Raw genomic sequence first — 22,873 nt, forward strand, 5'->3', positions numbered from 1 at the left:
ACCGATTTAATTGATTCTAATAAAAAAACAATCCGTACTTTTGTATTTGCATTCATTCATCATTTACAATCAATAATTCATCATTTCCATGATTGAGCTTTCTGTCATTATTCCTATCTACAATGAATCTCTAAATATTCATTTGCTTCATGAAAGACTTACTAAAGTAGTTTCTAATTTGGCAAAGACGTATGAACTTATTTTTATAAATGATGGAAGTAGAGATGATTCGTTAGAACTCGTAAAAAAACTTTCTCTTGAAGATAATAATGTAAAATTCATTGATTTGAGCCGAAATTTTGGTCATCAGATTGCTGTTTCGGCTGGTTTAGATTATTGCAAAGGACAAACCGTTGTTATTATTGATGCTGATTTGCAAGACCCACCCGAACTTATAGAACCGATGTGGGAAAAGCTCAAAGAAGGCTATCAAGTGGTTTACGCCAAGCGAAGAGCAAGAGCAGGAGAAGGATATATGAAAAAACTGACTGCCAAAACTTTTTATCGTTTGCTTTCCAAAATTACTTCTTTTCCTATTCCTGTCGATACGGGTGATTTCAGGATTATGGATAGAAGAGTAGTAGATGGACTTTGCCAAATGAAAGAAAATCATAAGTTTTTGCGTGGACAAATTGCTTGGATTGGCTTTAATCAAACCTACGTAGAATATGATAGAGCTGAAAGAAATGCAGGAGTTACAGGATATTCATATAAAAAAATGATAAATCTGGCTCTAAATGGAATTACTGCTTTTTCGAATGTGCCTATAAAATTTGTTACTGTTTCTGGTTTTGTAGTATCTGCAATTGCTTTTTTGATGATAATTTATTCCTTTATTGCCAAATATTTTGTAGTAGATGGTTATGTGAGTGGTTGGTCTTCTATTATGGTCAGTATTATGTTTTTGGGAGGTGTTCAGCTTATTAGTTTAGGAATTATTGGCGAATATATCAGTCGCATAAATACAGATGTCAAACAGCGTCCTCTTTACTTTGTGGCTGAAACGAATGCAGAAATTGAAAATAAGCAAACAGACCAATAAGATTTTAGCAATTTAATTTCTAAATCATTGCTTAATCTGTAATGAAATGCTTATTTTTGACAAAATTGTCTAATTCTGTCTTTGTTTATTTTTAGTGTTGTTTATAGAGTTTGTAAAATGGAAGAACCAATCAATTATATTTTGTATGGAGGAGTTTTGGCTACATTACTTGTGGTAGTGGTAGTTCTGCTTTTTTTTCGTAAAAAAATCATGCTTTTTTTGATGATTAATTTTTCGGATAAAGCAGTCAAAACAACGGTTTTGGAAGTTTTGGAAGGAGATACGATTGTGGTAGAAGTTCCCAAAAAAGGTACACAACAAAATCAAAGTTCAAAGACTCTTTCTGTAAATGCTGAAAATGAAACTACTTGGACAGTTCGTCTGATTGGTGTGGATACACCTGAAAGTCGTGCCTCTCTCTACATTGATGAAGCTCCTTTTGGCAAGGAAGCATTGGCTTACACAGAAGAAAGACTGACAAAAAATAAAGATATAATTTTACTTTTTGATGAGCAATTATTTGATAAATTTGACAAGCATTTGGCATATATTTACTTTCCTTCAGGTGAGTGTCTCAATGCTACACTTTTAAAACAAGGCTATGGCTGGATTAGAAATCATGCTTTCACTATCAAATTTGCAAAAGAGTTTGAAAAACTACAAGAAAAAGCAAGAGCCAAACAAAAAGGAATTTGGAATATGTATGTAACCAAAGGAATTTTGAGAGAAGAATATAAAGAGTCAGAACATTATCAAGAGTATAAAAAAAGAATAGAAGAAAATCAATAATCAGTAATTAGTTACCAGTCAGTATACTAATAAAAAATAAAAATCCTGTTGAGTTTAAAAATGCAGGTTTGTAAAATACTAAAATACAGTCTTTTTTTAATTGAACAGGGTTTTAGTCCTGTTTTTACTAATCACAAATCACTTCAAAATCATTTTATTTTAAAATGGAAATTATTAAGCGTTATTTTCCCAATCTTCCTGAAAAACAAATACAACAATTTTCGGCTCTTCAAAACTTATATGCAGAATGGAATGAAAAAATAAATGTTATTTCAAGAAAAGATGTAGAAAATCTTTATGAAAGGCATATTTTACATTCGATGAGTATTGGAAAAATTGTCGAATTTGAACCTACTGATAATATCATTGACATCGGAACAGGTGGTGGTTTTCCAGGTATTCCGTTGGCTATTTTGTTTCCAGAAACGCATTTTCATTTGGTGGACTCTATTGGAAAAAAAATAAGAGTAGTAACAGAAGTTGCAAAAGAAATTGGTTTAGATAATGTAGTTGCCGAACAAATGAGAGTAGAAAAGGCAAAGAAAAATAATTATGATTTTGCTGTTACTCGTGCTGTTGCTCAAACATCAAAACTCTATCATTGGATAAAACCAGCTCTTCGAAAAAACAAACCTTCCTTAATTGAAGAAGGAGAATTCAAACATGGCATTTTGGCTTTAAAAGGAGGAGATTTGAAAGAAGAACTTGCTAACTTTAAACACTTTGTACGCTTGTATAATCTAAGTGATTTGTTTGAAGAAGAGTTTTTTGAGACTAAGAAAATTCTTTATATTCCTATTTAAGACATAATTTTATGACAAACGCCCAAAGAAAATTTTTACGCTCTCTTCAACAAAAAAAAGAAAGAAAAGCTACAAATTTATTTTTGATAGAAGGTGCAAAAATTGTAACCGAAACACTTCAAGCTACACATTCGCCCTACAAAATAAAACAACTTTTTGCTACACAAGATTTTTTAACTGATTTAGAAAATCAGAATTTTTTGAATAACAAAGTAAAAGGGCAAATTGAAATTATTTTATCTACTTCTAATAAACTTAGTGAAGCAGGTTCGTTAAAGTCAAACAATGCTGCGATTGCTGTTTTAGAATTTCCAACTTTAGAAGTTCCCAAAAAACTAGAAAATCTATCTTTGCTTTTAGAAAATATCAATGACCCAGGAAATTTGGGAACAATTATCCGAATTGCAGATTGGTATGGAATAGAACATATTTTCTGTTCAGAGCAAACTGTGGATTTATATAATTCAAAAACACTTTCGGCTACAATGGGTTCTTTTCTTCGTGTGAAAGTACACTATGGAAATGAATTTGAATTTTTAAAACTAGCAGAAGGAAATACCTTTGGGGCATTTTTGGACGGAAAAAATGTACATCAATCCAAATTTCCACAAAAAGGAATTTTAGTTATCGGAAGTGAATCACACGGAATATCAGAACAACTAGGAAAAGAAATTACGAATAAAGTTACTATTCCTAGTTTTCCTTCAGGTAATGGAAACGATACAGAAAGTGCAGAATCTTTAAATGCTGCCATTGCTACAGCTATCATTTGTGATAATTGGCGAAGAAATTAAGTTTTATATTTTCTTGCCATTTTCTCACCAATGACTTCCAAACAATCATTATCTTCTTAAAACAAACTAAAAAATAATTGTGAAAGCTATTCTATATAATTCTGAAAATCCAAGCGAACCTTTACATGTAGGAGAAACTCAAAAACCAACTCCATCAGAAAATGAGATTTTGGTAAAAGTAAAAGCAACAGCCTTAAATAGAGCAGACCTTTTACAACGAGCAGGAAAATATCCACCACCAAAAGGAGCATCAAAAATTTTAGGATTAGAAATCGCAGGAGAAATTGTAGAAATTGGTAAAAATGTAACTAATCATAAAGTAGGTGATGAAGTTTTCGGACTTATTGGAGGAGGAGGATATGCAGAATATGCTACAATAGATGCACAAATGGCAATCTCAAAACCAAGACATTTTTCTTTTGAAGAAGCTACTGCAATTCCAGAAGTATTTTTGACAGCTTTTCAGACTATTTTTTGGACATTGTTGGGAAATAGGGATTGGGGATTAGGAATTAGGGAAAATACAAAGAATGAGAGCGAAGGAAATAATAATAAAATTCAGAAAAGTATTTTGATTCATGCTGGTGCTAGTGGTGTTGGTTCTGCTGCTATTCAGATTTGTAAAGTTTTGGGAATGAAAGTTTTTGTTACGGCTTCAAAATCAAAACATGAATTTTGCCGAAATTTGGGTGCAGATGTAGTCATAGATTACAAAAATGAAGATTTTGCAAAATTAATTTCAGAACAAACTGATGATAGAGGAGTAAATTATATCATCGATTTTATTGGTCAAGGCTATTGGAAACAAAATATCGACTGTATTGCTATTGATGGAAAAATGACGATTTTGGCAGCTATGAGTGGTGCAAAATTAGAAGAGGCAAATCTTTCAAAAATCTTGATAAAAAGAATTCAGATTACAGGTTCGACATTGCGTGCTCGTTCTTTGGAGTATCAAAGAGAACTAACAAAACAGTTTTCAGAATTTGCTTTGCCACTATTTAATTCAGATAATCCAAATAAAGAATTAAAGCCTGTTATTGATTCTATTTTTGATTGGTCGTTAGCAGAACAAGCACATAAACACATGCAAGCCAATCAGAATAAAGGAAAGATTATTTTATCAGTGTCAGAATAAATTTGTATTTTTAGAAAAAAAGGGAAAAGATAATTCAATTACTATTTATTTATTTTAATTTTAGATGCTTCTTTTATGAAAAAAGTACCCTTTTTTGTGCCTTTTATTTTTATAGTTGTTTTAGTATTATTTTCTAATTACAGTCACGCTCAAGACAATACAAAAATAAAACAAACTAATTCAAATCAGATTTATTCTGATTTTAACCTTTCAGTAGGAGTTTATCAAGACGGATTTTCGGGAGCTTTTGCTTATTCTCGTCTTTATCCTGTGGCTTTTAAAAAACGTTTTTATGTGGGTTATGGTGTTCATTTTACTTCCTATTTTGGCAAAAATGGAGATTATGTAACTGCTCCTGCAGATGTTTCGGAAGGTAATTTTTTCAAACCTCAAAATGAAGTAAAACTAGATACTTTATTTATGCCCAATGCACAAACCAATTCTCTGAACGCTTCCATTTTTTTGATGTATAAGTTTTCTAAAAAGTTTAGTGTAGGTTTTAATATTGATGCGATTGGTTTTAGCTTTGGCAAAGACCAAGAAAGTGTTTTTTACTCATATAGCGAAAACATTTCTGCTACTACTTCAAATGCTTCGGTTACAAATTTCAATTTACTTTTGACAGGAGATTATGACATTGGAAGTCTCAATTCTGAAATTTATGCTCATTATGATGTCAGTGATAAAATTGCACTTCGTGTAGGAGCAAGTTTTTTGTTTTCAGAATATACAACAGACAAAAAATTTGCCTTTGATAATGATAGATTTAGAAAGAAAAGTTTGGGACTGATGCTTGGTGTTGCTTATAAATTATAATTGATTTTGTAGCATAGACTTTAGTAGACTGTTTCAAAAGTGTATTAGTCTACAAAAAAGTAACACAAAAAAGGTAGAAAATTCAATATCTGAATTTCTACCTTTTTTGACTAACACTAATTAAATTCTTATTTATTAAGTTTGAACATAATAGGAATATTCATTCTGACTTTTACAGGATTTCCTCTCTGTTTTGCTGGAATCCAATTCTGACATTCTCTTAATAATCGTTCTGCTTCTTCATCACAGCCTCCACCAATTCCTCTTACGGTTTGTATATTTGTAATCTTTCCTTCCTTATCTACCACAAAAACAACAAATACTCTCCCTTCTATTTTCATTTTTTTTGCTTCTTCTGGATAAACCATATTTTTGCTAACATATTTGTAAAATCCGTCCATTCCTCCATCTGGATAAGAAGCAGGCTCTTCTACAACTGTAAATATACTTTCATCTATTTTTTCCTCGGAAGTAGTAGGTATTTCAAAGATTTGTTCACTCTGTTCATCATTTTGAGAGGTTTGGCTTGCTTGTGCTTTTTTTGTTGAAGAACAAGAACTGAAAGTAAGAGAAATCAAAAGCAGTATAGCTCCTAAAATGATTTTTATAGAAATAAATTTCATATTTTTTGATTAAATGATTAAAATTATAAGACCACAAAAATACAGATAATAAATACTTTTTAGCTAAATTTGTGTTTTAAAACTTAAAAAAATAATTATGAAATTAATGTATAGCAGTCTTGTCTTGGTAACAATTTTTATAAGCACAGGATTTATTTTTTCTACTCCTTCAAGTATTGATTTTGATACAACTATTCAACCTCAAACTGATTTTGTTTTGCAAGATACTTCTAAAGAAGAAGAGATAGAACAAATTTTTACTATTGTTGAACAATCTCCAACCTATGAGGGAGGAATGAATGAGTTTTATAAATATATTTCTGAAAACCTTGTCTATCCACCTAATGCAAAAGAAAAAAGAATTACAGGAAGAGTATTTGTACAGTTTGTAGTTGATAAAGACGGAAGTATTATAGATGCTAAAGTAGTAAAAGGAGCTGACCCAGAACTTGATGCAGAAGCATTACGAGTAATCCAAAATTCTCCAAAATGGATTGCTGGCAAACAAAGAGGTAAAAACGTAAAAGTGAGACTAAACATTCCTATTATTTTCAACTTAGATGAGGACAAACCTAAAAGAAGATAAAGGAAAAAATTAAATTGCAATTCCCCAAAAAAAACCGTACTTTTGCGCTCCATTCAGTTATCTATAAAGGATGATTGCCGAGGTTGGATTTAATTAAAAGTAAATGAATAATTTGCTTTTAAATCACAAAATATAAATCTAAGACTGAATGGTGTGATAAAGAATTGACCTTAGCATTTAATCAAACTCAACGTACAAAAGTACACACAATAAAATGGCAAGAGTTGCATACCTTACTCCAGCAGACAAAGAAGAAATTTTTGAAAAAAATAGTCTTTCTAAAAGTAAAAAAGATACAGGTTCATCAGAATCTCAAATCGCTCTTTTTACACACCGTATCAACTACCTTACAGAACACTTGAAAGTTCACAAAAAAGATCACGCAAGTCGTTTAGGTCTTTTGAAATTGGTAGGTAAGCGTCGTAGTTTGTTAGATTATCTTATCAAAACTGACGTATTGCGTTACCGTGCTATCATCAAAGAATTAGGTATTCGTAAATAATTTCATTTATAATATTCTTTTTTATTTTCTAAACCCTAAGGGTCTTCAAGACCCTTAGGGTTTTTTGGTGTAAAAAAATAATCGAAATAATAAAAAAAACTGTATCTTCGTAACAAATAAACACAAAAAATTAAAAACGTAAATGAAACCAAATCCGATTATAAAAACGGTTTCTCTCCCCGACGGACGAGAAATAAGTGTAGAAACAGGCGTATTAGCCAAACAAGCAAGTGGTGCAGTAGTTGTCAGAATGGGAAATACAATGCTTTTAGCTACCGTAGTAGGCGCAAAAGAAGCTCGTGAAGGAACAGATTTTTTCCCTCTTTCAGTTGATTATCAAGAAAAATTTGCTGCTAATGGTCGTATTCCAGGTGGCTTTTTAAAGCGTGAAGGAAGATTATCTGACCATGAAATTTTGATTTCAAGAATTGTAGATAGAGCTGTCCGTCCACTTTTTCCTGACAATTATCATAACGAAACGCAAATCATGATTTCACTTATCTCTGCTGATGAGGAAGTTTTGCCTGATGCTTTAGCTGGTTTTGCTGCTTCGGCTGCAATTGCAGTTTCTGATTTGCCTATGCTTGAACCAATGTCAGAAGTACGAGTAATCAAATTAGGAGAAGAATATATCATCAATCCAACGCCTGCTCAAATGGAAGAAGCAAGTTTGGAATGTATTGTCGCTGCAACGTATGACAATATTATGATGGTAGAAGGAGAATCTAAAGAAGTAACAGAAGAAGATTTATTGAAAGCAATTCAAGTAGCTCATGAAACGATTAGGTTACAATGTATTTTGCAGAGAGAATTAGAACAAGCTGTTGGAAGCAGCCAAAAGCGTGAACATCTACAACCAGAAGGCAATGAAGAATTAGAAAAAATGCTTCATGAGAAGTATTACCAAGCAATTTATGATTCTGTGAAAGAAGGCGTTTCACGTAGTAAATCTGAGCGTGGAGAAGCTATGAAAGCTATTAAGCAATCCTATATCGATACACTTCCAGAAGAACATGAAATTGATATGAAAATGGTTGGTACATACTTCAAAAGCATGTACAAAAAAGCTGCTCGTAACTTTGTATTAGATGAAGGAACACGTTTGGATGGAAGAAAAACAAATGAAGTACGTCCTATTTGGTCAGAAGTTGATTATTTACCTTCTGCTCACGGTTCTGCTGTCTTTACTCGTGGCGAAACTCAATCACTTACAACAGTTACTCTAGGTACAAAACTAGACGAACAAATGATTGATGGAGCAATGAACTCTGGTTACAATCGTTTTATTTTACACTATAATTTCCCTGCATTTTCTACTGGTGAAGCTCGTCCGAATCGTGGACCTGGTCGTCGTGAAGTAGGACATGGAAATTTGGCTATGCGTGCATTGAAAAATATTTTGCCTTCTTATGAAGACAATCCTTATACAGTGCGTGTAGTTTCTGATATTTTAGAATCAAATGGTTCGTCTTCTATGGCTACTGTTTGTGCTGGTTCGTTGGCTCTTATGGATGCAGGTGTAAAACTTAAATCGCCTGTTTCTGGTATTGCTATGGGAATGATTTCGGACAGCGAAACAGGAAAATTTGCTATTCTTTCTGATATTTTGGGAGATGAAGACCATTTAGGAGATATGGACTTTAAACTGACAGGAACAGAAAATGGAATTACAGCCTACCAAATGGACATCAAAATTGATGGACTTTCGTATGAAGTATTACACAAAGCCTTATTGCAAGCAAAAGAAGGTCGTATGCACATTTTGGGAGAAATGAATAAGACGATGACAGAAGCTCGTGTAGAAATGAAAGATCACGCTCCACGTATTCATCAAATTATTATTCCTCGTGAACTTATTGGTGCTGTTATCGGACCTGGAGGAAAAATTGTTCAAGAAATTCAGCGTGAAACAGGTGCGACAATTACGATTGAAGAAGTAAATAATGCAGGACGTATTTCTATATTTGCAACTGACAAAAATAAACTAGAAGCTGCTAAAAATATCGTTGAAGAGATTGTAACACCACCAGAAGAAGGGAAAGTATACGAAGGAACAGTTAAAAAAATTACTGAATTTGGTGCTTTTGTAGAGTTTATGAAAGGAAAAGAAGGTTTGCTTCATATTTCTGAAATTACTTGGGAGCGTTTGCCATCAATGGAAGGCGTTTTAGAGGAAGGCGAAGAAGTACAAGTAAAACTAATGGAAGTAGACCAACGTTCTGGTAAATTCCGTTTATCAAGAAAAGTATTATTGCCTAAACCAGAAGGCTACGAAGAACGTCCACCTCGTGATAGAAGCAACGACAGAGGAGGAAATGATCGTGGAGGAAGCCGTGGCAATGGTAGAGACAGTAGAGGAGGAGGAAGAGATTCTCGTCCACCTCGTAGAAATAACTAATTTGTTGTAAATAAAATAGTGTTCTGTTAGTGAAGAGACACCGACAATAAGGGTTGTTTATTCTAAAATAGAATTTCTAACTCACACTTAAATTATGACAATTTAAGTGTGAGTTTTCTTTTTCAAGTAGATTTTGATAAAAAATAAAAATAGGTCACTAATCCTTACAAAAGGAAAGAATTTTTATTTACAAAATGAAAAATATTATATTGAAAATAGAGTTATTTCAATATATTATTTCGTGAAATTTATTTTTTTAGTTGTTTAGATTGCTAAATTATTAATTTACTCTTACATCTGACTATTTGTAAATTAGACTTATAGTCATTTTTTAGAACGATTTTTGCTATACATTTATCAAAACTTATTTACTAAAAAATACGTATTAACTTTCTGTTTTATTGACTAAATTTGAACTTATATTGAAACAAAAGGCTTTCTAATGCGTTCTATTTTAGCATCTTAAGAAAGATTTATATACAAATCTACTAAAGATTATAGAAAAAAGTTATACATAACTATCCAGTTTTTATACACAAACTCCATAAAAACGTATTTAATATATAAAAATATTGCCCACCTTTTATCATAGGAAACCACAATAGATGAGACAACTAAAAATTAGCAAACAGATAACCAACAGAGAAAGTCAATCACTAGATAAATATCTCCAAGAGATTGGAAAAGTTGATTTACTTACACCTGATGAAGAAGTAGAATTAGCAAAACGTATTCGTGATGGCGACCAAATCGCACTAGAAAGATTGACAAAAGCCAATTTGCGTTTTGTGGTATCTGTTGCAAAACAATATCAAAATCAAGGACTTTCTTTGGGTGACCTTATCAATGAAGGAAATCTAGGTCTTATCAAAGCTGCACAACGTTTTGATGAAACTCGTGGTTTTAAGTTTATTTCGTATGCTGTTTGGTGGATTCGTCAATCAATTCTACAAGCATTGGCAGAACAATCTCGTATCGTTCGTCTGCCTCTAAACCGTGTAGGTTCGCTTAATAAAATATCAAAGACATTTTCTGAACTAGAACAACGTTATGAACGTGAGCCTTCTCCAGAAGAATTAGCTGATGAGTTGGAAATTACGCCAGCAGAAGTAATTGATACACTCAAAATTTCAGGTCGTCATGTATCAATGGATGCTCCATTTGTACAGGGAGAAGATAATACACTTCTTGATGTTTTGGAAAATGATACAGAAGACAAACCAGATTCTGAGCTTATGAATGATTCACTTCGTCGTGAAGTTCAGAGAGCATTATCGACTCTTACTCCTCGTGAAGCTGATGTAATTACATATTATTTTGGTCTTAATGGAGAACATCCAATGACTTTAGAAGAGATTGGAGAGAAATTCAATCTTACTCGTGAGCGTGTTCGTCAGATTAAAGAAAAAGCTATTCGTCGCCTTCGTCATACAACACGTAGCAAGGCTTTGAAACCTTATTTAGGTTAATAGTTAAGCATTGACATTTAAAGAAGGACTAATATAGAAACCGAAATTCAATCAAAATTGAATTTCGGTTTTTTTGTGAAAAATTTTTAGAATATTGTGTTATTTGAATTTTTATATATACAGCTCAAGGTAATTAATCTTGTATCAGCTACGTATGTTGATAATTACGTTATTTTTACTGAATTTTAATCTATTATCACAACTAGATATAAAAATAATGATAACAATTATGTTAAAATAATGAATTATTAGAATAAAACTCTTATATTTCGGAAACTAAAAATCATAAAGAAATGATACAATTTATAAGGAATATAAGAGTCGAATTTTCTGAGCTAGTAAAGAATAATACAAACTTTACACAACGAGAAGCAAATGGAATGGTCGTTTTATCGGTTATTCTTTTTTTTCCTATGTTTATGATAGTTTGGGAAAGAGTACAAAGTGCAGATGAAATAGACAAGGAACTAACAGAACTACAAGCTGAAAAGGCAGATAGTTTATTAGCTGTTTTGGAAATGCAACAGCCTTTAGATAGAGAAACAAAGTTGGCAATGTTAGAAATTAAACTTTTCAATCCTAATAAATTATCGATTGCACAATGGCAAGCGATGGGGGTAAAGCCTTGGGTAGCTAAAAGGGTAGTAAATGCAGTTAATAAAAAGTATGTTTTTTTACAAAAAAATGATTTAGCTAACTTTAATGGATTTCCAAAAGAGGAGTATGAAAGGTTGAAAAATTATATAGATTTGCCTGATTCCGTAAATAGAAAAGAATATTACAAGCAAAAATATGCGTCTAATGACAAGAATAAATACAATTATAAAAAATATAAGAACACGAATTATGATAAAGACAAATCAGTAAATAATTATACTTCTAATTATGAGAAAAAAGAGTATAAAAAGTATGTTCGAAAAGTCACATCAAAATTTGATATAAATACAGCCGACACATCAATATTAAAACAAATAAGAGGAATAGGGGAAAAAACATCTGTCCGAATAGAACATTTTAGAGATGCCATTGGTGGTTTTCATTCTCTGAATCAAGTGCAAGAAGTGTATGGGCTTTCACCAGAAGCCTTTGAGGAACTTCTCAAATATGCTTTTATCCACTCTTCTTTTAAAGTCAAGAAAATAAATATCAATACTGCCAATTATGAAACACTAAAAAGTCATTCGTACATAAATGGAAAAGCTGCCAGCATTTTATTAAAGTACAAAAAACAACATGGAAATTATAAAACGATAGAAGATATTAAAAACTCAAGAGCAATAGAAGAAGAAAAGCTGACCAAACTTATTCCTTATTTGGAGTTTTAATTAAATATTGAAGATGTAAAAGTTGTTTAAGAATAGATTTTGTGTGTCTATCCTAAACAACTCAAACCATGATGAAGAATCTAGTTCAGATGAATAAAATCTGGTTTATCTAAAAGGTATATCCTACATTAATATTCAACACATGCTTAAACTGAATAGCTCTTTTAGAAGCCTCATCTACACCTTCTTGTGGAATTAAAATATCATGGTCATAAATCAGTTGAGTAGAAAAACTAGTGGTAAGATATTTATTTATCTTAAAGACAATCAAATTTTCCCAGTTTACATCTATTTGTGTGATATGTTCGTAATTAGCAAAAAGATTTAGTGTCGAACTCAGTTTTACATTTTCCATTACATCATAGCTAAGAGAAGCATCAAAGTTAGAACCAAATTCGGAACGAATATTCTGTCCTTTTTCTACTCCAAAAGCTCCAATATTAGCTAAAGAATCATTCATTACAAAGGTAAATTTGGCAGCCAAAGGAGAGTAACGCATATTAAAAATCTTAGTTTCATAACGAATACCAGTAGCAAAAAGCAAATATCCAGGTGAAAGAAAGTTTGAAATAAGCTGTCCTTGTTTTTCTTCTCCTAAAGAGTCTCTGTCAAAAAAATAACCAGGTGCCATCTGAGTACGAAAGCTCATTGATGTTCCACTGCTCCAATCTTTACCCAAATTATAACTGTATTTAGAATCAAATTGAAAATTATCATCTGTTTTTTTGAATAAATTAAAATCACTTTTTCCTATTCTTGCCATTCCATATTGAACAGTCAAAATATTTGCCCACGTAGATTTTTCAGTTTTTCTTGTTGCATTTAAGTTCAGAATTGCACCTAAGGCAATTGAACTTTGTCCACCCCCTGCCCAGTTACTTAGTCCAACATTTGAGAACGTTCCAGAAAATGATCCTTTTTTCTCCCAAATTTTAACTTCCTCAACTGGAACAGTAGCAATTCCGTCTGTGGTTACATTTGTGGTATCTTGCGCAAAAGCTGAAAAAGAAATGAAAAATAAAAAAGCAATGATTAAAAAGTTGAATTGTTTCATATAAAAATAATAGATAAAATAATAAAAAAGAATATTCTACAATTATATAAAACTATAGAATACAGGGTTTTCTTATAAAAACTATTTCTGTTATCAAGTTGTGGTTGTTGGTGTCGCTAAAACACCAATAACAGCATTTTTCTTTTTTTATAAGAAAGCCCTGCTGTAGAATATTACTATAACTATCAAAAACAGTACAGTTTTCACATTTATTATGAGATAAATTAATTTGTCTTGCTATCTGATTGTAATTCAAGAACTAACAGGTCTAAAAAATTTAAAAGAGGTTCTAAATTTTCAGGTTTCTCTATATACATGACTTGTTTTTTGACTTTTTCCCCTTTCGTAATTTCTAATGTAGTAATGGGAATATCAAAAGCACGGTTATAGCCAATTGCCTCAGTTTCTAAAAACTGACTTTCTTCGATTAATTGTTGAAGTTTTTGATATTTTTCATCAGATAATTTTATCTGAACGATTCCAATAATAGTTGTATATTGTCTGCCATTAAAAACAACCATTTGATCTTCTTTAATTGTCATATCAAAAACAGGACATTGACCTTTACAAGCTGATTTGGCATATTTCAATTCGAAAAAGCTATCTGTTTTGACAGATTTACAAGAAAAAAATAAACTGCTAGAAAGAAACAGAGAAGAAAGTAAAGCGAGGAGTAAGGCGTAATTTTTCATTAATTATTTGTTTTAATTGTTGGAATTCTATTAGGAAGACTAAAAAAAAATATTTACATTTTTAGCTATCTATAAAACAGGGTTGAAACCCTGTCCAATTTATAATTCATAGCGTATTTTTGAAAATATATCTTTAGTAAAAAATCACAAAAAGTAGTTTTTTAATTGAACAGGGTTTTAACCCTGTTTATATAATGCGTGAATTTTTCAAAGTGTAAATTTATTCATTTTATATTCCTTAGATACTTAGCAAAGTTTTTTTATTCCAAAAAGCTATCTGAAGTTTTTTGTAAAGGTACTGAAAAACGCTTCTCTAATACTGTATATATCCAAAAAACAAACCAAGCTATCAAAATTCCTGCTATTGCTCCAGCTACAATATCGCCCACATAATGCACTCCCAAATATACACGAGAATAAGCCACAAGTAAAGCCCAAAAAAGAGAAGCATAACGCAGAATTTTTACCCAAAGCAGTTTTGAAAATCGTTTTAAAGCCAAAAAAATAAAGAAAGCAATACTGAAAGTAGTAGAAGCATGAGAAGAAATAAAACCATATTTTCCACCTCTATAATCTCTTAAAATATAAACTAGGTTTTCTATTTCTGGACTGTGTGAAGGACGTAAACGCTCAAAAAAAGGTTTACAAAAGCCAGATGCAAATTGGTCTGCCAAAGCTATTGAGATAAGAATCCCTAAAACAATTTTCCAGAAATGCTTAATGCCGAAAAGTTTATACAAAATAAAAATTAACCCTAAATAAATAGGAATCCAAGTATATTTTAAAGAAATATACCACATCAGATCATCCATAAAAGGATGGTGAAGTCCATTTAAAAATAGTAAAAGTTGTTTGTCTAATTGGTCTAGTTTTTCTATCAGAGTCATTATTTTGAATGATTACTTGAAATATCGCTATTTTTTTGATTCGTAAAAAATTACTGTTATTGAAGTTGTTTAAGAATACTCTTTTTCCTTAGCACTAGGTTTGCAAACCTAGTGCTAAGGAAAAAGAACATAGCCTTTGAATTCTATGACAAAGTCAAGCCTAATCTTTAGAAATTTAGGATAAATTTATGCTGCATTTTGAAATCCTACTCCTTGTCTTTCATAGATTTTGTTATTTTGTACACAAGCTACTACACGTTGAAGTATTTTATTTCGTAAAGCATTCAAAACACTCATTTTATTTTTGCCTTCTTTTATTTTACGTTCATAAAATTCACTTAATTCTCCCCCTTTTACTTTTATAGCAGCTAAAGCACACATATGTAACAATGTTTTAAGTGATTTATCAGCTATTTTTGATACCCTTGGCTTTCCTTTGTGGTTACCTGATGATTTTTCAAAGGGAACAACACCAGCATAACAAGCTAGTTGTTTAGCAGATTTAAACTTTGTAAAACCTTGTGTAACAACAAGTAATTTTATAGCTGTTACATCTCCTACTCCAACAACAGAAGTAGTGAGTCGATAGAGTTCTTTTAATTTCTCATCATTTCTAATTACATTTTTCATGCTTTTTTCTACTGCTATAATTTGTTCTTTTATCTGCTCTACTGGCTTTTGTAGATGTTCTGTTAAGTATTCATTTTGTTGTTCTGTTTCAAATTTTTGAGATTCTTTCCAAAATGTTTCCAGTTGTTTTTTGCATTTGATTAAATTTTTACGAACTAATTGCAATGTTTTTAAGGTCTTAATAGACTGACTTACAGGGGTATACAGTTTGCAACGGTCTTGAAAACGAAAAGCATACAAAGCTATTCTATAGGCATCTTCTTTGTCATTTTTTTCTCTAGTAAAGCCCATAGATTGTTTTATTTGAAGGGCATTCTCTACCCAAACATTCATTTTTTTGTCTAGTAGTGCAGTCAATAAAAAATTTATATATACGCCTGTAGGCTCTAAACAAACTAATAAAAAAGAAATATCTATTTGAGTTTCTAATTTTGCTAAGTAACTCTCTATTGAAGCTAAGTTATTTTTAATTTGCTTTTGGCTTACTATAACACCATCTTTCAATAAAGTACAATCTAAATGATTGCGACTTACATCGATTCCTAAAAAAGTTTGATAAGTTTGCATAAAAAGTTAATTTTAAGTGATTATTTAATAGAGTAGTTCATCAATTAGTCAATCAAACTTAAAACCTTATCTAATGAGGTAATTTTTATTATTTAGAGTAATAAAAGTTCTCCGAATTCTATATAAGTATGCGATTGAATAAATGTAGGTAGAGGCTAATTCAACGGATAGAATCTATGTTCTTGTTGGTGTTACAGGTTCTCTACCTACTTGATGAATACTTAAATACAAGATAAGTATTTCATTCTATTTATCTAGTGCAAACCTAAAGGTTGGTGTTTTAGCGTAGCGACACCAACAAATATACACTCAAAATCTATTCTTAAACAACTTCATTATCTAATTCCGACTTATAGTTATGTTTTACTCAATTACTCACAAATTTATAAAACTCTTTGAGAATTCTTTATTTAAAGTTATTTCAGAAAGAAATAAAATATTTCTCTAAAGTCTATCACTAAAAGACTAAATTTGCATAACACAAGTAGTAACTACTAATCTTGTAAAAATTACCAACTATGAAGAATTACGTAAAATTTAAGCCTCAGTCTAAAAATTTGTTCTTTCCTACTCTCAAACAAAGAGTAGATGATTATTTTACGACCAACAATATTAGTAAAAATGCCAATACAGGTATGGTAATAAAAACAATTATTCTATTATCTGGTTACATTTTGCCTTTTGTCTATATTTTGATATACAATCCGATTTATATTGTTTCAACTATTTTATGGACAATAATGGGATTGAGTATGGCAGGAATTGGAATGAGTGTAATGCATGATGCTAATCATGGGGCATATTCTAGTTCAGAATGGATAAATAAATTATTGGGAAATACACTTACATTGGTAGGAGGTTCGGTAGATAATTGGAAGGTACAACATAATTTATTGCATCATACTTTTACAAATGTTGTGCATCAAGATGATGATATATCAGACAAATTTGTTTTGCGATTTTCTCCACACACAAAAGTAAAATGGTTTCATAAATATCAGTATTTCTATGCGTTCTTTTTTTATGGATTACAAACCTTATTTTGGGTACTTGTCAAAGATTTTCTGCAATTTAAACGCTATGTAATAAGAGGAGAAGCAAAATGGATTACTCTAACTAAATTGATTTTATCAAAAATTGTCTATCTTTTTATAATCTTGGTACTGCCAGTTGTATTTTTTGATATTCCAGTTTTACATGTGGTAACAGGATTTTTAGTCATGCACTTTTTTTCAGGCTTAATCTTAACAGTTATTTTTCAGTTGGCTCATACTGTTGAAGGAACTACACACCCTCTACCTAACGAAAAAAATGAAATTACAAACGATTGGGCAATTCATCAAATGAATACAACAGTAGATTTTGCACCAAAGAATAAGCTACTTTCTTGGTATATCGGTGGACTTAATTTTCAAGTAGAACATCATTTATTTACCAAAATTTGTCATATTCACTATCCAGAAATTTCAAAAATTGTACAGCAAACGGCTGCTGAGTTTGATATACCTTATTTAGTAAATGAAAAGTTTTCGGATGCCCTAATGGCTCATGTAAATGCTTTGAAGCGATTTGGTAGAGAGTAAAGAGAGTAAAGTAGTGTAGATAATGTATTTTGGATGTCAAAATTGTGTGTTTAGTACCGAGCAATTGAATGCACAAAAAATATTCTGAAGAATCTAATTTATTCTTTTATCAAGCGAACTTTGATTTTAATGTTCTTCTATCCATTTTTTTAATTGTTCCAAACAAATTTTGTCTATATTCTCTCTAGTTGCTCCCTGCCAATACCACTGAACAGTATCATAATTTAAGTCTTCTTTTGCAAAATAAAGACAATAAAAATCATATACATTAATTTGGTTATCCAGTTCATTGTGTAAATCTTTTAAATCTCGTAAAGTTTTTGTTAAATCTCGTTTACCATCAATAGCTTGTTTTGCTAAATAGGTTACATAATCAGTCATAACTTTAGTTGTATTTTTATAGTCAAGATTTAATTCTATAACTATTTCTTCTACTAATTGATGTAGTTCAAACTGATTATATGGCTTTTCTATTATTGCCAATTTAACTAAACTATCTGTTTCAAATCCAGCTATCATCATTTCTGTAGCCCAATCTGACCATTTTTCATTCACACCATAGTTTAGATATTTCCAAGCCAGTATTTCGTATGTGGATTCTATTACTTTCATTTTAGTTCTTCCTTTTTTTGATAAAAAATCTATGTTGTTACTTGTATTCTAATGGAACTGATTTTCATGAAGCTAGATAAGACTGTAAAGTATCTCATCTATTTTTAATCCTAAGTTGGTGTTAAATTGTAAAGCTTCATTTATTCACTACTCATAAGACTTAGGTTCTAAGTCAAAGAAAGTTTCACGTCCTAAATACTGTCCATAATTTCGTGCAACATCTTCAATCAAACCTACTTCTCCCACAGGATGAAAATCATGACCATAGAAACTTGTATAAACTACACGCTCTGTTTGAAATAATCTTTTTGTTTTATCAACTAACTTAAATCTCAATGAAGTAAAAAATCGCATCCATCTTGTAACATCTTCTCCAAATCCAAAAACTTCATTAGCTTCTTCCCTGCTCAAATTAGGTTCTTGACCTGCTGTATAATTAAATTGAGAATGATAAACATAAACATATTCCTCGTCAGCATGTATAAAGAAATCATTGATTGCTGAAAAATCTTTTATTGCATCATGAGTAATCTCCCTTTCTTCTTTGGTTATTAGGACTGGTTTTTTCTTACGAATAACTACTTTTGCATCTTCTGGAAGTTCGGCAACTTCATAATCATTTGGTACTTCATCAATTAAATCAGGAAATTTATTTGATGTAGTAACATAATAGCGATACCCACCTTTTTTGGTTTCAGCTCTCTTGAAATAATGGATTTTACCTTGTCGGTTTGTATAAGAATATGCCATGGTTTTCTGCTGTTTTAGATTTGTAGTTATAACTGAAAAGTCAAAAATATATAGAAATATTTTGTTAGACACAAAAAAACCTTCTTCAAATAAAAAATATTCAAAGAAGGTTCTGAAAAGTTAGATTTTCTTATGCCTTATCTTCTTCTACCTGAATACGTCATGGCTTCTCCTTTACCAAAGGCATAACTTACGCCAAAGGTTATGAAGCGTCCACGTTGTCTAAAATTATAAGACTCAAAAGTAGGTTGGTTTACAAAACTTTCTTGAATCCTAGAGGCAAAAACATCTCTAACTCCTAAATTAGCAACAACTTTTCCCTTAATAAACTTTTTACGAAGACCTACATTCATGAAAGCAAAACCACTTTGCTTACCTTGTACGGTTTCAAAACCAGAGCGATAATCTCCAGTTAGTTCCAAATCTATATCAGCAGGTAATTTTATTTTTGAATCTAAACGAAGAGACCATCTATTACCTGTAAAATCAAAATTTTGGCTCTCAAAAACTCCTTTACGATCGAAATAAGAATAGTTAAAATTACCATTGAAGGTAAGCCATTTCATAGGACTGTATTTTCCATTTGTTTCAAATCCTACGACAGCATTTGTTCCAATATTTTGAGGAGTTGTATAGGTAACATTGTCTTCAAAACTAGAAATTCTTTCCACTACATCAGTCGTATATCTATGATAAACACTAGAACTCATTGACGCTTCTCCAATTTCGTAAATACTTGTTAGTTCATACGAATCTGTAAACTCAGGTTGAAGGTTTGGATTACCTGTACGGATATTAAAATTATTTCTAATATTGAAAAAAGGATTCAAATCCCATAATCTTGGTCTGAATATACGCCTAGAATATCCTGCTTGAAGTGACAAGTTTTCTGATGCCTTGTACGAAGTATGCAAAGAAGGAAAAAGATTAGTAAAGTTTTGTGAGTTTGATTGGTTGGTCGTCGTTAATAAAGTTTGTAGGTCTGTATTTTCAACACGTAAGCCAGCTTTAACTCCCCATATTTCACTTTCAAAAGCACCAGTAGCATAAACTCCTAATACTTTTTGATTCCATTCAAAGTTGTTTGTAAAATCTAAGTTATCTACATATTCGCCATTGACAAAATCTTGTACTTCAAAATTATTACCTACATCATTAATGACATAAAGCGCACCTGTTTCTATAGTATAATTTTCTGATAATGGATTGACATAGTCTGCTTTGAAAGTATAATCTGTTTGTTGAAAAGTAGTGGCTGTAAGTTGATTACTATCTACATTTTCGCCTTCTAAAGTCGTATCAATAAAGAGAGATGAAAGATCTTTTCCAAAAGAACTTCCCAAAGCACTTACTTGAAAAGTATGCTCTTCGTTATTTTTGAAAGTTTTAGTCCAGTTAAATTCATATTGCCATTTGGGATTTGTAGCTTCAGTTGTTTCGTTTCGTCTCCATCTAGAAACAAGTTGTTGTTCGTCATTTAAAAAGCTAAAATTCGTTTCAGAAGGTTGATCTTCTATCTCATAAGCAACATTTCCTGAAAGTGTAAAGACGTTGTATTTATTCAAATGATAATCTGTTCCGAGTGTAATATTAAAAAATGTTTCGTTTCTAAATTCCTCACCATCACTCAAAATAGTTTGTCCTTTAAGTAGATTTAGACTTCTAGTCTCGTTTTGTGTAGGTATTGAGCGATAACCTGCACCAAATTGAGTAAATAAATTGAATTTTTCTGTACGACGGTTTATACTTCCTCCAATGCTATGATTGTCAGGAATACCTGTATTGGCAGAAATAGAACCATTCCAACCCTTTTTTTCTTCTTTTTTAAGGATAATATTCAAAATCCCAGATGTTCCAGAGGCTTCATATTTTGCAGAAGGATTGGTAATTACCTCAATACTTTCAATCATATCTGCTGTAATCGTACCTAGTGCATTTCCACCATCTGCCAAAATAGAAGGCTTGCCATTGATGAGAATTTGTACACCACCACTTCCACGCAAACTGACTTCTCCTTCAATATTTACATTGACAGAAGGCACATTATTCAAGACATCAAGCGCACTTCCTCCTGTTGTACTGAGGTCTTTTCCAACATTAAAAACACGTTTATCTAATTGAAAAACCATCTTAGAAGTTTCTCCTTCAACTACAATTTGATTTAGCAGTTGTGTGTCTGGAGCAAGCGATATAGTTCCAAGATTTGCGTTACCCTCCGAAATGGTAAACTCTGTTAAGGTCTTGGTTTCATAACCCATAAAACTAATTTTGACATAAAAATCAGTTTTGGTAGTAGAAATAGAGAATTTTCCTTCTTCGTCTGAAGTTATACCTGTAATGAGTTCGTTGGTGTTGGGGACATAAAGAGCAACAGTAGCATAAGGAACAGGTTGAGCAGATTCTGCTTCTACTAGCTTACCAAATACTGTAGTTTTTTGTTCTTGAGCAGTAGCCAAACCACTCCAAATGAGAAATAGGAATAAACAGGTTGTTCGCAGTAAATTGTGTTTCATATTGATTTTTGATGTTAAATTATTTCTTTTCCCAACTTTCTATCTATAAAGGTTGTTCTAATTTTTGCTTTTTTTGTGAAGTAATTACATTTTATTCTCGGTAATTACTCTAAACAAATATTTTTTAGTAAAACTTTTCATTCTTAGTTGTGTTTTGATTTTGTAATCCCAAGAACTTAAAGAAACCAAAGATTACTATTGACAAGGAGTTGTATCAGAAGTTGTTTAAGAATGGGATTTGTGGATATATTTGTTGGTGTCGCTACGCTAAAACATCAACAAAGGCTTTAGAACTGGATTTGCAAACTCAGTTCTAAGGAAAAATGAGTATTCTTAAACAACTTCTCAAATTAAAATCAACAACTCACAACATTTTTTCAACTTTATTTTTTCAACTCTAATTATATAAAAATGGCATCAGGATTTTTCGCCCTTTTCGACGATATTGCAATTCTCATGGATGATGTAGCTGTTTTGAGCAAACTAGCTACCAAAAAAACGGCAGGTATTTTAGCAGATGATTTGGCTGTTAATGCTGAAAAAGCATCTGGCTTTGTTTCGGATAGAGAAATTCCTGTTTTATGGAAAATAACAAAGGGTTCTCTTCTGAATAAAATAATTATTCTACCCATTGTCTTTCTTTTGAGTGCTTATTTTCCTGTAGCTATTACGCCAATCTTGCTATTAGGAGGAGCATATTTAGGTTATGAAGGTGCAGAGAAAATATATGAATATTTTTTCCATAAAAAGGAAACTAAAAAAGGTCTTTTAGCAGATAGCAAAATGAGTGAGGCAGAGATTGCAGCTTATGAAAAGGAAAAAATAAAATCGGCTATTATTGTAGATTTTATTTTGTCGATAGAAATTGTGATTATAGCATTAAGTAGTGTAATTGAGAGTCCACTCAACATGCAAATCATGGTAGTAACCATAGTAGCTCTTTTGGCTACTGTTTTTGTTTATGGTTTGGTTGCGCTCTTGGTAAGAATGGATGACTTAGGATATAATTTGATAGCGAAAAGCAAAACTGAACAAGGTTTTTTACATAAACTAGGAACTGCTTTAGTCAAAACATTACCCTACATTGTTAGAGGTTTAGGAGTATTGGGTACGATTGCCATGATTTTGGTAGCAGGAGGAATATTTGTTCATAATATTGAAGCGATACATCATCTTACAGAAAATCTGCCTTTGCCTAGTATTGTGAGTGAGTTTGTTGTTGGACTGCTTGTAGGTTTTATTTGTTTGGTGGTTGTTAAGGCGATTATGAAAGTTATAGGGAAGAAAAATTAGTGATAGT

Annotated in this window: 21 protein-coding genes; 13 read left to right on the forward strand and 8 right to left on the reverse strand. The window is 31.5% G+C overall.

Annotated features, from left to right (window positions below; all coding sequences use genetic code 11):
* Window positions 1-88 precede the first annotated feature (88 nt).
* The 6 genes from V9L05_RS12650 (at window position 89) to V9L05_RS12675 (ending at window position 5,382) form a co-directional block, all read left to right on the forward strand.
* Window positions 89-1,042 carry a glycosyltransferase family 2 protein gene (locus V9L05_RS12650; protein ID WP_338812247.1) on the forward strand — a complete coding sequence of 318 codons (954 nt, stop codon included), beginning with the start codon at window positions 89-91 and terminating at the stop codon, window positions 1,040-1,042.
* Between the two features lie 117 nt (window positions 1,043-1,159).
* Complete coding sequence (locus V9L05_RS12655; RefSeq protein ID WP_338812248.1) at window positions 1,160-1,831, forward strand: thermonuclease family protein; 672 nt, start codon at window positions 1,160-1,162, stop codon at window positions 1,829-1,831.
* A 164-nt stretch (window positions 1,832-1,995) separates the two neighbouring features.
* A complete protein-coding gene (gene rsmG / locus V9L05_RS12660) occupies window positions 1,996-2,634 on the forward strand; it encodes a 16S rRNA (guanine(527)-N(7))-methyltransferase RsmG (RefSeq protein WP_338812250.1) in 639 nt (212 codons plus the stop codon).
* Window positions 2,635-2,645: 11 nt separating this feature from the next.
* Window positions 2,646-3,428: an RNA methyltransferase gene (locus tag V9L05_RS12665; RefSeq protein ID WP_338812252.1), complete on the forward strand. Its 783-nt coding sequence runs from the start codon at window positions 2,646-2,648 to the stop codon at window positions 3,426-3,428.
* A 79-nt stretch (window positions 3,429-3,507) separates the two neighbouring features.
* Window positions 3,508-4,566 carry an NAD(P)H-quinone oxidoreductase gene (locus V9L05_RS12670; RefSeq protein ID WP_338812254.1) on the forward strand — a complete coding sequence of 353 codons (1,059 nt, stop codon included), beginning with the start codon at window positions 3,508-3,510 and terminating at the stop codon, window positions 4,564-4,566.
* Between the two features lie 75 nt (window positions 4,567-4,641).
* Window positions 4,642-5,382, forward strand: coding sequence for a hypothetical protein (locus tag V9L05_RS12675; protein ID WP_338812255.1), 741 nt, complete (start codon window positions 4,642-4,644; stop codon window positions 5,380-5,382).
* A gap of 128 nt (window positions 5,383-5,510) precedes the next feature.
* Here V9L05_RS12675 and V9L05_RS12680 read toward each other — a convergent pair whose 3' ends face one another.
* A complete protein-coding gene (locus V9L05_RS12680; protein WP_338812256.1) occupies window positions 5,511-6,005 on the reverse strand; it encodes an energy transducer TonB in 495 nt (164 codons plus the stop codon).
* A gap of 97 nt (window positions 6,006-6,102) precedes the next feature.
* Between V9L05_RS12680 and V9L05_RS12685 the strand changes: the two genes are divergently transcribed.
* The 5 genes from V9L05_RS12685 to V9L05_RS12705 all read left to right on the forward strand — a co-directional run bounded on the left by V9L05_RS12685 (window position 6,103) and on the right by V9L05_RS12705 (window position 12,285).
* Entirely contained in the window at window positions 6,103-6,591 is a 489-nt protein-coding gene (locus V9L05_RS12685; RefSeq protein ID WP_338812257.1) for an energy transducer TonB, read from the forward strand.
* Window positions 6,592-6,805: 214 nt separating this feature from the next.
* A complete protein-coding gene (gene rpsO, locus V9L05_RS12690) occupies window positions 6,806-7,093 on the forward strand; it encodes a 30S ribosomal protein S15 (protein ID WP_338792879.1) in 288 nt (95 codons plus the stop codon).
* Between the two features lie 142 nt (window positions 7,094-7,235).
* Window positions 7,236-9,491 carry a polyribonucleotide nucleotidyltransferase gene (gene pnp, locus V9L05_RS12695; protein ID WP_338812259.1) on the forward strand — a complete coding sequence of 752 codons (2,256 nt, stop codon included), beginning with the start codon at window positions 7,236-7,238 and terminating at the stop codon, window positions 9,489-9,491.
* A gap of 605 nt (window positions 9,492-10,096) precedes the next feature.
* On the forward strand, window positions 10,097-10,960 hold the full coding sequence (locus tag V9L05_RS12700) for an RNA polymerase sigma factor RpoD/SigA (protein ID WP_338769115.1): 864 nt from the start codon (window positions 10,097-10,099) through the stop codon (window positions 10,958-10,960).
* A gap of 293 nt (window positions 10,961-11,253) precedes the next feature.
* A complete protein-coding gene (locus V9L05_RS12705; RefSeq protein WP_338812260.1) occupies window positions 11,254-12,285 on the forward strand; it encodes a helix-hairpin-helix domain-containing protein in 1,032 nt (343 codons plus the stop codon).
* A 109-nt stretch (window positions 12,286-12,394) separates the two neighbouring features.
* On the opposite strand, the gene V9L05_RS12710 is transcribed toward V9L05_RS12705, so the two are convergent.
* The 4 genes from V9L05_RS12710 to V9L05_RS12725 all read right to left on the reverse strand — a co-directional run bounded on the left by V9L05_RS12710 (window position 12,395) and on the right by V9L05_RS12725 (window position 16,115).
* Window positions 12,395-13,339: a DUF3078 domain-containing protein gene (locus V9L05_RS12710; protein WP_338792876.1), complete on the reverse strand. Its 945-nt coding sequence runs from the start codon at window positions 13,337-13,339 to the stop codon at window positions 12,395-12,397.
* A 224-nt stretch (window positions 13,340-13,563) separates the two neighbouring features.
* Window positions 13,564-14,031, reverse strand: coding sequence for a DUF6438 domain-containing protein (locus V9L05_RS12715; RefSeq protein ID WP_338812261.1), 468 nt, complete (start codon window positions 14,029-14,031; stop codon window positions 13,564-13,566).
* 260 nt (window positions 14,032-14,291) lie between these two features.
* Window positions 14,292-14,918 (reverse strand): phosphatase PAP2 family protein, encoded by a 627-nt coding sequence (locus V9L05_RS12720; protein WP_338792874.1) that lies wholly within the window; start codon window positions 14,916-14,918, stop codon window positions 14,292-14,294.
* Window positions 14,919-15,104: 186 nt separating this feature from the next.
* Window positions 15,105-16,115 carry an IS110 family transposase gene (locus V9L05_RS12725; RefSeq protein ID WP_338789949.1) on the reverse strand — a complete coding sequence of 337 codons (1,011 nt, stop codon included), beginning with the start codon at window positions 16,113-16,115 and terminating at the stop codon, window positions 15,105-15,107.
* 518 nt (window positions 16,116-16,633) lie between these two features.
* On the opposite strand from V9L05_RS12725, the gene V9L05_RS12730 reads away from it, so the two are divergent.
* Window positions 16,634-17,698, forward strand: a complete 1,065-nt coding sequence (locus V9L05_RS12730; RefSeq protein WP_338812262.1) for an acyl-CoA desaturase — start codon at window positions 16,634-16,636, stop codon at window positions 17,696-17,698.
* 126 nt (window positions 17,699-17,824) lie between these two features.
* Here the strand turns inward: V9L05_RS12730 and V9L05_RS12735 are convergent, their stop codons facing one another.
* The 3 genes from V9L05_RS12735 to V9L05_RS12745 form a co-directional block, all read right to left on the reverse strand.
* Window positions 17,825-18,310, reverse strand: coding sequence for a hypothetical protein (locus V9L05_RS12735; protein ID WP_338812264.1), 486 nt, complete (start codon window positions 18,308-18,310; stop codon window positions 17,825-17,827).
* Between the two features lie 147 nt (window positions 18,311-18,457).
* Window positions 18,458-19,060, reverse strand: coding sequence for a hypothetical protein (locus V9L05_RS12740; RefSeq protein WP_338812265.1), 603 nt, complete (start codon window positions 19,058-19,060; stop codon window positions 18,458-18,460).
* A gap of 137 nt (window positions 19,061-19,197) precedes the next feature.
* A complete protein-coding gene (locus V9L05_RS12745; RefSeq protein WP_338812266.1) occupies window positions 19,198-21,573 on the reverse strand; it encodes a TonB-dependent receptor in 2,376 nt (791 codons plus the stop codon).
* Window positions 21,574-21,984: 411 nt separating this feature from the next.
* On the opposite strand from V9L05_RS12745, the gene V9L05_RS12750 reads away from it, so the two are divergent.
* Window positions 21,985-22,866, forward strand: a complete 882-nt coding sequence (locus V9L05_RS12750; RefSeq protein WP_338812267.1) for a DUF808 domain-containing protein — start codon at window positions 21,985-21,987, stop codon at window positions 22,864-22,866.
* Window positions 22,867-22,873 lie beyond the last annotated feature (7 nt).

The organism is Bernardetia sp. Wsw4-3y2 (assembly GCF_037126295.1).
Classification (GTDB): domain Bacteria; phylum Bacteroidota; class Bacteroidia; order Cytophagales; family Bernardetiaceae; genus Bernardetia.